The sequence below is a fragment of the Trebonia kvetii genome (genome assembly GCF_007827045.1).
GTDB lineage: Bacteria > Actinomycetota > Actinomycetes > Streptosporangiales > Streptosporangiaceae > Trebonia > Trebonia kvetii.
This window is the reverse complement of the sequence record NZ_RPFW01000004.1, coordinates 283,945-296,604: the sequence shown is the minus strand read 5'-3', so window position 1 is coordinate 296,604 and position 12,660 is coordinate 283,945. Positions and strand designations below refer to the sequence as shown.

Genomic DNA, 12,660 nt, shown 5'->3' with positions numbered 1-12,660 from the left:
GTGAGGGGGCATACCAGGTGAGCGGGCCGACGGGCGATCCGGGCAACGGATCGCCCGGCGGGCGGGAGAGCGCGCGACTGCGGGCCCGCGCGGCCCTCATCGACGCCGCGGACGCGCTCTTCGACACCCACGACTACGCGGGCGCCGACCGAACGCTGCGGCTCGCCCTCGACCTGGATCGGGATGGCGCCGCGGGCGACTGGCCGTGGCGGTTCCCGGTCATCGACCGGCTCGCGCGGTGCGCCGAGATGCGCTCCGAACGCTCCACCGCGATTGACCTGCTGTGCGAGCTCGCCGACGGGCACCGCGCGACCGGCGACCTGCCGGGACTCGCCGCGGCGCAGCGCCGCCTCGCGACGGTTCACGAACTGGGCGGCGACTGGGCCGCGGCACTCGCGGCGCGGGAGACGGCCGCGGCTGCGTTCCGGCGCGCGGGGCGAGCGGGCGACGCGGCGGCTGACCGGCTCGCCATCGCGGTCCACCTGCGCGGCGCGGCCCGCTACTCCGCCGCCCTATTGGCACTCGACAAGGTCCTGCCGGACGCACGGGCCGGCGATCGGGCTGACCTGGTGCTGCGCGCCGAGGGACTGCGCGGCAACGTGCTGGCCCGGCTGGGACGGCCGGGCGAGGGAGTTCCCGCGGTCCGCGCCGCGCTCGACGCGGCGCTCTCGCGCCGGGATCTCGACACGGCGGCCGAGCTGCAGCAGCGGCTTGCCGACAGCCTTGAGCACGGCGGCGACTACGACGGCGCGGCGACCGCCTACCGCGCCGCCTACCTGTACTGCGACACGCACGGCGCGGACGCGACCGGCCGGCTGTGCCGCGCCTGCGCTACCGCGGTGCTGTTCAACCGCGGCGAATGGGACCTCGCCGTCGACGTATGCCGTGACGTTCTCGCCGAGCCGGGCACCGCCGCGCAGCCGCGCGCCGTCAGCTCATGCCTGCTCGGTCTCATCCACGCGCTGCGCGGCGAGGCCGCGAAGGCCAGGCCGCCGCTCACCGAGGCGGCGGGCCTGTCCGCGCGGATTGAGCTTGTCGCCGTTGAGCTGCTCTCCGCCTGGGGGCTCGCCGTGCTGGAGGCCCAGTCGGGCGCCGTGACGGCGGCAACCGACCGGATCAGGCAGGCGCTCGCCAGGCTCGGCGAAACCCAGGAACGGCATTACTGCCTGCCGTTCCTCCAGTGGGCTGCCACGTTCCTTACCGGGCACGGACTCGCCGACGACGCCCTGGCCTGCGCGGCGGCGCTGTCGAGCATCTGCGAGGCGACCGGGCAGGCCGAGGCAGTCGCGGTGCTCGCCCACGTGCTCGGCGAGACCAAGCTGGCCGGCGACCCGGCGGGCGCCGCGGGCGAGCTGCGACGGGCGGCCGCGATGTTCGGCGAGCTTGAGCTGCCGTTCGCGGCGGCTCACGCGGGACAACGCGCGGCGGCCGCCCTGCGTGTCACCGGTGACGCGCGGGGCGCGAGAAAGATGCTGCTCACGGCCACGGCGGCGGCCGAGCGGCTCGGGGCCCGCCCGCTGCTCGGCGACTGCGAAACGGCGCTGCGCGAGCTCGACACCGCTCCCCGGGCCCGAGGTGCGGCCGAGCCGGCGGCGCGGGCCGGAGAGGCAGGCGCGACAGAGCCGGCTGGCCGGGCCGGATCGGCGCGCGGGACCAGGCTGGCCGATGAGGCGCGCGGCGACGGCACCGGACGCCGTTCCCCCGGTGCGGCGCGGGCGCTTGCCGGGCTGACCGCCCGCGAACTCGACGTGATGGTGCTCGTCGCGGCGGGTAACACCTCGCGGGAGGTCGGCGCCGCCCTGTTCATCAGCCCGCGGACGGTGGAGATGCACGTCCAGGGCTGCTTGCTGAAGCTGAACTGCCGCACCCGCGCCGAAGCCGTCCGCAAGCTGACGGAACTCGGCGCCCTCTCCTTACCAACGGGCACAGACGATCCCCTCATGAACGGGCAGGCTCCTCGGCGGGTCAGTCGCCGACCACGGACGGCCGAAAGCATGGCGCGGGCAGTCGGCCGATTCATCGTCTATCTCAGACGTATCCGCTGGTCACGTATGCCTCAGCGAATCGAACATGATCATGGAAATTCGGATTACAACGGAAACTTTTCCCCCGAACCGGGGTTTTTGTTTCCGCCAGGAGAAAAGTTTCCAAGATCCTGGTCGACGGTGCGGGCGGATCGGCGGGCTCGCGGATCATGCGGCGCCGGGCCGGGTGATGCGACGCATCTTTGGCCTCGCCGACACCAATCGCACCAGGCGGCGCTGGCTGGGCGGGGCGGCGCGGCTAGGCCGGGAGGAGAGTGCCGGTTAGCTTGGCGCAGATGGCCAGGAGCGACTCCTGGAGGGTCTCGTCGTACGCCTCGGGGTTGGCGCGGAGGTCTTGCTTCCACTTGAAGTAGCGGCCGGTTACCTGAGCGGCCGGGTCGTCGGAGGTGGCCAGCCAGACCTGGGTGGACGCGCCGATCGGCAGGTTGTCTGAGGCGCTCGGGCCGCCGAGCTTGGTCTTGATCCAGCCGGGGTCGACCGCGTTGCTGCGCAGCTGGGGGTAGCGGCGGGCGACGGCGAAGGCGAGCAGCACATCGTAGAGCTTTGAGTCGCTGTAGGCCTGCATCGCGTTCCACCGGCGGTGCTCCCACTGCAGGTCATCCAGGTTGACCCGGCCGACCGACTCAAGGCCAGAGGTGAGGTAGACCAGGCGTTCCGGCAGGCCCATCAGCGCGGTCAGCAGGTACGGGGCGAGCACGTTGATCGCGAAGATGTGCTCGAGGCCGTCGCCGGTCGGCTGCCTGGCACCGCCGCTGCCGACGCCCGCGTTGTGGACCACCGCGTCGTACGGGCCGAGCGCTGTCGCGGTCTCGGCCGTCTGGTGCATCCCCTCGAGGGTCGACAGGTCGCCGATGGCGACGCCGCGCGCCTCAGGTACCGCGTCGGCGGCCTGGTCGGCCCGCGCCTCGTTGCGCGCGTGCAGGATGACCTGGTGGCCGTCGCGGACAAGCTGACGTGCCGTCTCTTGCCCGATGCCGTCCGATGAGCCGGTGATGAAGATTGTCGCCATGCGCCTCACGCTAGCAAGGGCCGCGACGCGGCCGCCGGGGCGGCCAGGGCGTCGACGGCGAGGACGCCGGACGGGGAGCAGATCAGCGGGTTGATGTCGAAGCCGTCGAGGTGCTCACCAAGGTCGGCGACCAGGACGGAGAAGGCGGCGATCGCGGAGATCACCGCGTCAATGTCGCACGGTGGCTGGCCGCGCACGCCGGCGAGGATCTTGGCGAAGCGCTGGCCGTCTAGCAGCGCGCTCGCGGACTCGTGTGTCAGCGGGGGAAGCGCCACGGAACGTTCGGCCAGGTGCTCGGTGAGGATGCCGCCGGCGCCGACCACGATGAGCGGGCCGAGTGCCGGGTCGCGGGCCATGCCGAGGATGAGTTCCTGGCTGGGGCGGGCCATGGCGCAGACGAGCATCTCCGGGCCGAGGCGCACGCTGAGGTCGTCGTAGGCGGCGGCGAGCGCGCCCGGGCCGGCGATGCCGAGGCGGACACCGCCCACGTCTGACTTGTGCGCGATGTCCGGCCGGCCGGTCTTGAGCGCGACCGGATAGCCGATCGCGTCCGCGGCGGCCAGGGCCTCGTCTCTGGTGACGGCGGAGCGCACGGCGACGGCCGGGATGCCGTAGTCGCGCAGCAGGTCGAACAGGTCCGCGCCGCCTAGCGGGCCGGCCTCAAGGCGCGCCACCCAGCGGTCGCGCCGCGGTGCGGGGCCTGCAGGGGCGTCGGCTCGGCCGGCTAGGAGAGTGTCTGCTGGGGCGTGAGCGAGCCGAGCGTGGGCGAGCAGGTGGCGGAGGGCGAGCAGGCCAGTGCGGGTCGATTCGAGTACCGGGACTCCCGCGGCGCGCAGCCTGCTCGCGGCCGCCGCGTCGATCGCGGCGGGAATCGAGGCGAGGACGGCGACCGGCTTGGCGGTCTTCGCCGCGGCGGTGAGCACCGCGTCGCGGTATGAGTCGTCGCCGTCGTATTCGGGCACCAGGTCCACGGCGAGCGCGACCGCGTCCACGCCGGGGTCATCGGCGAGGGCCGAGAGCGTCTCCGTGAACAGTTCCTCGGAGTGGCGGCCGGTGCTCCACACGTCGAGCGGGTTGCCCGGTTCGAGTCCCGGGTCGAGGACGGCGGTGAGCCGCCGCATCGTCTCCTCGGTCAGCGGCGCGAACGGCACGCCGACTTCGGCCGCCACGTCCGCGACGTGCGCCCGCTCGAACCCGGAGTCATGTACGGTCGCGATCCCCCGCCCGCCTGCGGAAAGGCCGCGCGCCCCGGTCTCACGAGCGGAGGTGGGGTGGCCGCGCCCGGCGCCCGCGCGGGTGAGGCAGAACAGTTCCAGGGTGTCCGCCAGTTCCGCCAGGTCGCCGACCCGGTGCACGCCGTAGGCCGAGGCGAGGGCCTGCCAGGCGCCGTCGCCCGCCGCGAGGGCGCCGGAGTGCGCGGCGACCAGTGAGCGGCTCGCCACCGAGGTGCCCGCGGCGAGCAGCAGCACGGGGATGTCCCGGCAGGCGGCGTCCGCGAGCACGGCCCGCAGCGCCGCGGCGTCCCTGATCGCCTCGAGGATGAGCGCGAGGACCTTCGTCTCCGGAAGGGTCAGCGCGTACCTGGCGTAGGACGCGGCCGGCGTGACGAGCTCTTGACCCGAGGAAACCGCCACCGTGAAGCCGAATGCCCGCCTGGTCCGCAGCAGCGCGGAGAACACGGAGCCCGAATGCGTGACGAGCGCGACAGGGCCGGCGGGCAGCGTGTCCTGCTCGGTGTAACCGATCGCCCGCAGCCCGCGCGCCACGTTCACGAACCCCATGCACCCGGCACCGCACAGCGGCATCCCCGCCTCCCGCGCGACCCCGGCGATCCGCTCTCGCAGCCCAGGCTCGGACCGCGCGTCGTCCACGCCCACGGCGCGATCCACGGCGCTGTCCACGGCAGAGCCAAAGATCACCGCGGACCGCGCCGCACCGCCCGCCGCCGCCGCCCGCACTTGCTCCTCGAGCGCAGAGTCGGGCACGGCCAAGAGCGCCAGGTCCACCGTTTCCGGCAGCTCCGCGAGACTCGGGAAGCAGCCAACCTCGCCGACCGACGCGTACCGCGGATTGACCAGGTAGGTGCGCGGCCGGCTAGCCGACTTAGCGACCTCCTCGATCATCCGCGCACCCAGACTGCCGAGGCGCGGCGACGCGCCAACCAGCGCGACCGACCGAGCCTCGAGCATGACCGCGAGCGGGTCGACGCCCTCCTGCCGCACGCTCACCCAATCCCCTTTCTTGCTGTTATCAGAACGCTTGCCGCGCGGCACCCACGAGGATGAACGGGTGCGGAGAACTGGAACCCCGCACCCGTTCGGGATTATCCGTTTTGGCATTAGGCACGGCGCGAGCGAGCGCGGCGGCGGTCGGAGATGGCCGCCTTGGCGGCCTGCATGCCGGGGATGCCACAGACGCCGCCGCCCGCATGGGTCGCCGAGCTTGCGTAGTACAGGCCGGGTACCGGGGTGCGGTAGTCGGCGAAGCCCGGGGCGGGGCGCATGTGGAACAGCTGCTCGAGTGACAGCTCGCCGTGGAAGATGTTGCCCCCGATGAGGCCGTAGTCGTGCTCCATCTCGTACGGGCCGACCACGTCGCGGTGCAGGATCGCGGACTTGAAGTTGGGCGCGACCTCGTTGTAGGTGTCGATCACCCGGTCGGCGTACGCCTCGAGTTCCTCGCGGTGCGGCTCTTCGCTCCAGCTGGCCGGGACCCACTGGGTGAACAGGGACATGATGTGGTGCCCCTCGGGCGCGAGGGTCTTGTCGAACGAGGTGGGAATCACCCCGTCGGAGAAGGGGCGCAGCGCGGCGCGGCCCTCGCGGGCGTCGATGAAGGCGCGCTCGATGTACTCGACGGACGGCGCCATCTCGACCGAGCCGGTGTGGTGCTCCTGCAGGTGCGTGCCGGGGTTGGCGGTGAAGTCCGGCAACTCGGCCAGGGCCAGGTTGACCTTGACCACGCCGGACCTGGTCTTCCAGTGCTCGATGTCGGCGGCGAAGTCCGCCGGCAGGTTCTCCTTGCCGACGTGGTCGAGGAAGGCGGTCTTCGGGTGCAGTGAGGTGACGACGATCTTGGCAGTGATCTCGTCGCCGTTGTCCAGGACGACGCCGGTGGCCCGGCCACTGCCCGGAGCTAGGGTGACCTTGGCGACGCGTGCGCCGGTCCTGATGGTGACGCCCAACGACTTGGCGGAGCTGGCGATCGCTTTGGCGACGCCGCCCATGCCGCCCTCGGGAAAGCCCCAGCTGCCGAGGCGGCCGTCGCCGACGTCGCCGATCGAGTGGTGCGCCATCACGTAGGCGGTGCCGGGCTCCATGGGGCCGGCCCAGGTGCCGATCACGCCGTTGACCGCGAGCGCGCCCTTGATCTGCGGGCTCTCGAACCAGTCGTCGAGCAGGTCGGCTACGGACTGCGTCATCAGCCGTGTCACGTCGGCGATGGTCCGCACGTTAAGCCCGCGGTGCCGCCAGGCGAGTTTGAGCGTTTCCGCGAGGTCGCGCGGCTTGCGTGAGCCGATGTTCGGCGGGACGGTCAGCAGCAGCGGGCCGAGCACGTCGGCGAGGCCGCCGAGCCATGCGTTCCACTTCGGGTAGGCGTCGGCGTCCTTCTTCGACCACTTGGCGATCTCGTCGTAGGCGCGCTGCGAGTCCTCTTCGTACAGGGTGAGCGAACCGCCCTCGGGAAAGGCCTGGTAATACGGGCCCATCGGGAAGATCTTGTAGCCGTGCTGCTCCAGCTTGAGGTCGTTGAGGATCGTCGGCGGCAGCAGCGACATCACGTAGGACAGCCTGGTCACTCGATACTCGGGCGCGTCGTCCCATGGTGCCTCGGTGGTCGCGGCGCCACCCGGCTGCGATCTCGCCTCGAGTACCAGGGTGTTCGCGCCGCTCCTGGCCAGGTAGGCGGCGGCCACCAGGCCGTTGTGCCCACCGCCGACGATGATCGCGTCGTAGCTCTCGCGTGCCATGCTGGCTTGCCTCCCGCGCGGCGTAGCCGCGCTGTGCGGCCGGCGCCAAATGTTTGACTGAACATTCAGTCTAGGTTCCTGCTACGATTTGACACAAGGCCACCGGGTGACGGCACCCGGGGGCGGCGACCCGGGCGGGGGCTGCGAGAAGAGATGGCACAGGGACCGGTGGACGGCCAGGCAGGAACAGACCGGCGCGAGCAGCTGCTGCGCTCCGCGCTCGAGGTGATCGTGGCGCGCGGCTACGCCGACACGCGGATCGCCGACGTCGCCGAGCATGCCGGGACCTCCCCGGCGCTCGTCATTTACTACTTCAAGACCCGCGACCAGCTGCTGACCGAGGCGCTGCGCTACTCGGAGGACAAGTGGTACGCCGCGGGGACGCAGCGGCTCGACACCATCGGCTCAGCCGTCGGCCGGCTGACCGAGCTGATCGCCATGACCTGCCTGCCGGACACCGATCCGGCGGCGCGCACCGAATGGCTGCTCTGGCTCGACCTGTGGGCGCTTTCCCCGCGCAATCCGGGGGTCGCGGCGGTGCGCCGCAAGTTCGACGAACGGTGGCGGCAGTCGATATCGAGCACGGTGCTCGCGGGCCAGGAATCCGGTGAATTCGACGCCGCCATCGACGCGGACGAGTTCGCGGTGACGCTTTCCGCGCTTCTCGACGGTATGGCAGTACAAATTGCCTTGGAAGATCCTGATATTCCGCCCAACCGCGCTTATGATCTCGCCATGCGCTACGCGGCAGGCCAGCTCGGGTTCTCCTGGGACTCATCCGCGGGCGGACGACAGAAGCGCGAGCCGCGCCCGCAGGCGAAGCGCGGGAAAAGCTGAGCGACCGCAGGGGTCGCAGGGACGGAGCTGATTTCATGGCCGCAGGCATCGAGCTCGTCGGGCTGACCAAGCGATTCGGCCACGGGACCGCGGAGCACACCGCGGTCGACGGCATTGACCTGTCGGTTTCCGGCGGCGAGTTCTTCTCGCTGCTCGGGCCGTCCGGCTGCGGCAAGACGACCACCCTGCGGCTGATCGCCGGCTTCGAGGAACCGACGGCCGGACGCATCCTGCTCGACGGGAACGACGTGTCGCACATCCCGCCGCACAAGCGGAACGTCAACACGGTGTTCCAGTCCTACGCGCTGTTCCCGTTCCTCTCCGTCTTCGACAACGTGGCGTTCGGCCTGCGGCACGCCCACGTTGCCAAGGCTGACCTGCGCAAGCGGGTCGGCGACGCGCTCGCCCTGGTCTCCATGTCCTCCTTCGCGTCGCGGCGGCCCGGCCAGCTGTCCGGCGGCCAGCAGCAGCGGGTCGCGCTGGCCCGCGCGCTCGTGCTCAACCCGTCGGTGCTGCTGCTCGACGAGCCGCTCGGCGCGCTCGACGCCAAGCTGCGGCGCTCGCTCAAGGTCGAGCTCAAGGCCCTCCAGGAACGAGTGGGGATCACGTTCATCTACGTGACCCACGACCAGGAGGAGGCGCTGACCATGTCCGACCGGCTCGCCGTCATGGACGCCGGGCGGATCGCGCAGATTGGCACGCCACGCGAGGTGTACGAGTCGCCTGCCGATGCCTACGTGGCCGACTTCCTCGGCGCCGCGAACCTCCTCGACATCACAGTCGCCGAACGGGTTCCTGACTCCGCCTCCACCGTCAGTCTTGGCGAGATCTCGCTCAGCACCTCCGTGCCGGTTCCTGTCGCGCAGGGCGCCACGGCCCAGGCGGTGATCAGGCCGGAGCGGATCCGCGTCGAGGCGCACGGCTCCGCAGGCCCCAACCGGGTCCCCGCCCTGGTGGAGCGCGTTGTCTACCTGGGCGCCGCCACCCAGGTGCATCTGCGGCTCGCGACCGGTGAGTCGCTGCAGGCGGAGATTCCGAACGAGGGCGCGGACGGCGCGTCCCTGGCCCAGGGCACCCCCGTGCACGCCTACCTGCCCGCCGACGCGCTGCGAGTGCTGTCCGGGTCGCCCGCCGCGGCGCCGGTGGCTGCCGAGCCGCTGGCCAGCTGAGGTGCTTGCCGCGCCCGGCCCGCGCGGCCGGCCGGGCGCGCGATGAAGGGGCGGTCCGGTTTACCTGACCGCCCCTTCATCGTCCTCGTGGCGCATTAGGCCGGCGCTCCCATTTCGCGGGCATGGCGAGAGTGCTGATTGCCCGCCTCGCGCTTAGGCCGTTTATATCCGCCATTTCCTCTCAGGTGCCGGCAGCGTGACTAGATGGCGGGATGATCACGGAAGAATTTATTTCAACGGAGCTTTTCTCCCCGGATCGGGGAGTTTATTTCCGTCAGGATCCAAAGTTCCGTGATCATGGTCGGCCACGGCGGGCGAGCCGGGGTTCATGGTGCTGAAGCGCGCGGCGGTGCGGGAGATGCCGGGCCGGCGCGGCGCGCTGCGGGGGCGCCTAGGTGCCCTCCCCGCTGATGGCGGTGAGGGCGGCGAGGCCGCCGCCGCGTTCGCCCCGGGTGAGCAGGCGGTAGCCGACGTAGCCGATGATCACGATGATCAGCGACATCGCCAGCATGATGGAGCCGAGGGCGTTGAGCGCGGGGCCGCCGTTACCGCCATGCTGCGTCGAGTAGATGATCACCGACATCGGGGTGTTGCCCGCGCTCGACGACAGCAGGTCAACGATCACGAAGTCGTCGATCACGCCGGAGAAGACGAGCACGGCGCTGGCGAAGATGGCCGGGGCCAGCAGCGGGACCATGACGCGGCGCATCACCTGGAACTGGTTCGCGCCGAGGTCGGCGGCGGCCTCCTCGTACTGGCGGCCGATAGTGACGAGGCGGGCCTGGACCACGATCGCGGGCCAGGAGATGTTCCAGGTGACCAGGCCGAGCACTTCGGCCAGGGTGCCCAGGTGCACCGTGCTGAACAGGGTAGTGAAGACGAAGAACATCGACACGCCGAAGATCAGCTCGGGGATCACGTAGGACAGGATCATCACGAAGTTGAACGTGGACGGAACCGGGCCGCGCCAGCGGTTGATACCGAGCGCGAACAGCACGCCGAGCGGCACGGCGATGACCGTGACCAGAACCGAGAGGCGCACGGTCTGGATGACGGCCGCGTGCAGCTGGGGGTTGTGCAGCACCGAGTTGGTGTGGTCACTGAAGTACCAGCGCCAGGAGAAGCCCTGCCAGACCGACTGCGAGCGGCCGTTGTTGAACGAGAACAGCACCGCGATCACGATCGGCACCAGCGACCAGATCAGGTACAGCCAGGTGAACCCCTCGAGGAACCAGGGATGCCGCCACGGGTTGCGCCAGAAGGGGGGCCTTCTGCTGCGTTCGGCGATACTCGGCGCTCGGCCGGCTGGGGCCGCGGGAACGGCGGGCGGCTCGCCTGGGGCCTTGGTCGCGGTCATCGCGTCGCCTCCGCACGGTTGGTCGCGATCACGTAGTAGATCATCGGGATCAGCAAGACGAGCAGGAGCATCAGCGACAGGACGGCGCCCTGGCCCTCCAGGCCCGGGGTCCCGAGCTGGCCCTGGATCAGGTTGCCTATCATCGACGTGGACGCGGCGCCGGACAGCATCTGGTTCGTGTAATAGTCGCCGAGCATCGGCAGCACGGTGATCAGCAGGCCGGTCAGGATCGCCTGGCGGCTCAGCGGCAGGGTCACGTGCCAGAAGGTGCGCGCCCTGCCGAGGCCCAGGTCGCGGCCGGCTTCAAGAAGCGCCGGGTCGATCCGGTCGAGGCCCGCGTACAGGACCATGATCAGGTACGGGATGTAGCCGTAGACCAGGCCGAATATCACCGTGACCGCGTGGCCGCCTAGCCAGTAGTGCGGGGAGAGACTGAACCAGCCGAGCGCCTTGTTCACGTAGCCGTTAAAGGACAGCAGGTCGATCCAGGCGAGCATCCGCATCATGTAGCTGATCCAGAACGGCGCGATGAGCAGCACGAGGAACAGCGCCTTGCGGCGTCCGGCGAACCGGGCGACGAAGTAGGCCGCCGGATAGCCGATCAGCAGGCACAGCAGCGAGGCGACGGCGGTGTACAGCACGGTGCGGCCGATGATCGGGCCGGCGAACGCGCTGCCGCCGAAGATGTCCCGCCAGACGTTGATGACGCCTGAGGAGCTCCAGTCGAACGGGTTCCACACCGCGACCGGTGCCTCGATGAGCTGGTTCAGCTTGCCCATCGCGATGGACAGCACCGCGTAGAACGGCACGATGAACAAGATCGCGAGCCACAGGATGCCGGGGGCCGCAAGCGCGACCCAGAAGAGGTTCTTTCTTTTGCCCATCTCGCCTCTCTCCCTAGATCCCGTTGCTTACGACGAGCCAGGCCTGCTGCCACAATGCGTCCGCGTCAACCGGGAGCTGCAATTCGAACAGGCCGGTCCTGAAGTCCGACGGCACCACCACCGTCGAGGTCAGCGAGGGCGGCAGGATCTGCTCCTTGATGAGCACCTGCGGGGTCACACCGGTTAGCGGCTGCATGTAGCCGTTCCATGAGATGTTCTCGAGCACGTTGGGCAGGTCGAGCAGGTAGTTGAGGAACAGGTGGGCGAGAACCGGGTTGGAGGCCGTCTTCAGCACCACGTTGGTGTCGTTGTTGATCGGTCCGCGCCCGTTTCTCGGGAACCAGTAGCCGATCACGTCGACGTTGACGCCCTTGGGCATGTAGGACGGTGCGGCCGCCATGTCACCCGACCAGGCGCTGCTGATCCAGGTCTGCCCCGCCGGGACGTCGGAGTAGTCGGTCTGCGAAATCCGCAGGTTGACCAGCGAGCTGAGGTCCAGCAGGGACTGCCTGGCCAGGGCGATCTGCCTGAAGTCGGTGGTGTTCAGGTCGAAGATGCCGTTCTTCATCAGGCCGAGGCAGATGCCCTCGCGGTAGTCGTCGAGGATGGCGACCCGGCCCCGGTACTTGGCCTGCCAGGGCATGGCCCACGGGTTCTTCATCGTGTAGGGGTTCTCATGCACCAGGTCCTTACGCCAGGTGATCCCTGTCGTGTAAACCGTGTACGGGACCGTGTACTGCCAGCCCAGGTCGTAGAACGGGTTGGTGTAGTCCGCCCAGGCCTGAGCGATGTTCGGGATGTAGGAGTGGTTGAGCGGCTGGGCCAGCTGGCCTTCGACGAGCTGGCCGAGCACGTCCGGCGTGGCGCCGACGAGCACGTCGAACGACAGGCCGCTGCGCAGCTTGGACAGCGCCTCGTTCATCGTGTTGAACGTGGTCAGCTGCACCTTGCACTTGTACTTCTTGGCGAACGCGTTCACCACGTCCTGATTGATGTACGCCTCCCAGATGTACCCCTGGAGGGTCGCGCCCTGTTCGGGCTTGAGCCCGGGCTTGATCGCGGTATTGCCCGCGAAGACCGGCCATTTCACCGGGTTGTCGCGCCGCGGCAGCGGCAGCGTGCCCGATCCGGTCAGGTCGGAGGCGCAGCCGGTCAGCAGGCCAGCTGCAGAGGTGGCGCCGCCGAGCGCGGCGAGGGCGGAAAGGCCGGCCCCGCCCTGGAGGAAGCGGCGGCGCGGCATGCCATGACCCTGCCAGCCTTCACGCGGATGTACCAACGGCCGACTCCCTGCACTAAGGAATGCTGCCTCGATCTGGCTCGGTCCTACTGACTGAATGTTCGGTCAATTGAACTCTCCGTGCGGCACCGCCGCAAGGTTTTCGGCTGTAA

The 12,660-nt window shown here is 70.0% G+C and carries 9 protein-coding genes; 3 read left to right on the top strand and 6 right to left on the bottom strand.

Annotation, left to right across the window (positions count from 1 at the left end; all coding sequences use genetic code 11):
- Window positions 1-17 precede the first annotated feature (17 nt).
- Entirely contained in the window at window positions 18-2,393 is a 2,376-nt protein-coding gene (locus EAS64_RS21325) for a LuxR family transcriptional regulator (RefSeq protein ID WP_145855354.1), read from the top strand.
- Here the strand turns inward: EAS64_RS21325 and EAS64_RS21320 are convergent.
- From EAS64_RS21320 to EAS64_RS21310, 3 genes are all read right to left on the bottom strand, one after another.
- Window positions 2,284-3,054, bottom strand: a complete 771-nt coding sequence (locus EAS64_RS21320) for an SDR family NAD(P)-dependent oxidoreductase (protein WP_145855351.1) — start codon at window positions 3,052-3,054, stop codon at window positions 2,284-2,286. The genes EAS64_RS21325 and EAS64_RS21320 overlap by 110 nt on opposite strands.
- A 5-nt stretch (window positions 3,055-3,059) precedes the next feature.
- The gene (locus tag EAS64_RS21315) at window positions 3,060-5,282 is read right to left on the bottom strand and encodes an acetate--CoA ligase family protein (protein WP_222849487.1); all 2,223 of its coding nucleotides are present in this window, start codon (window positions 5,280-5,282) and stop codon (window positions 3,060-3,062) included.
- Between the two features lie 110 nt (window positions 5,283-5,392).
- On the bottom strand, window positions 5,393-7,024 hold the full coding sequence (locus EAS64_RS21310) for a phytoene desaturase family protein (protein WP_145855349.1): 1,632 nt from the start codon (window positions 7,022-7,024) through the stop codon (window positions 5,393-5,395).
- Window positions 7,025-7,177: 153 nt separating this feature from the next.
- Between EAS64_RS21310 and EAS64_RS21305 the strand changes: the two genes are divergently transcribed.
- Window positions 7,178-7,861, top strand: coding sequence for a TetR/AcrR family transcriptional regulator (locus EAS64_RS21305; RefSeq protein ID WP_145855347.1), 684 nt, complete (start codon window positions 7,178-7,180; stop codon window positions 7,859-7,861).
- Window positions 7,862-7,896: 35 nt separating this feature from the next.
- Complete coding sequence (locus tag EAS64_RS21300; RefSeq protein ID WP_145855345.1) at window positions 7,897-9,030, top strand: ABC transporter ATP-binding protein; 1,134 nt, start codon at window positions 7,897-7,899, stop codon at window positions 9,028-9,030.
- Between the two features lie 391 nt (window positions 9,031-9,421).
- On the opposite strand, the gene EAS64_RS21295 is transcribed toward EAS64_RS21300, so the two are convergent.
- The 3 genes from EAS64_RS21295 to EAS64_RS21285 are packed head-to-tail and all read right to left on the bottom strand — an operon-like array spanning window position 9,422 to window position 12,511.
- The gene (locus EAS64_RS21295) at window positions 9,422-10,387 is read right to left on the bottom strand and encodes an ABC transporter permease (RefSeq protein ID WP_145855343.1); all 966 of its coding nucleotides are present in this window, start codon (window positions 10,385-10,387) and stop codon (window positions 9,422-9,424) included.
- Window positions 10,384-11,271 (bottom strand): ABC transporter permease, encoded by an 888-nt coding sequence (locus EAS64_RS21290; protein WP_145855341.1) that lies wholly within the window; start codon window positions 11,269-11,271, stop codon window positions 10,384-10,386. Before EAS64_RS21290 ends, EAS64_RS21295 begins: the two co-directional genes overlap by 4 nt.
- A 13-nt stretch (window positions 11,272-11,284) precedes the next feature.
- Window positions 11,285-12,511 (bottom strand): extracellular solute-binding protein, encoded by a 1,227-nt coding sequence (locus tag EAS64_RS21285; protein ID WP_145855339.1) that lies wholly within the window; start codon window positions 12,509-12,511, stop codon window positions 11,285-11,287.
- Between the last annotated feature and the right edge of the window lie 149 nt (window positions 12,512-12,660).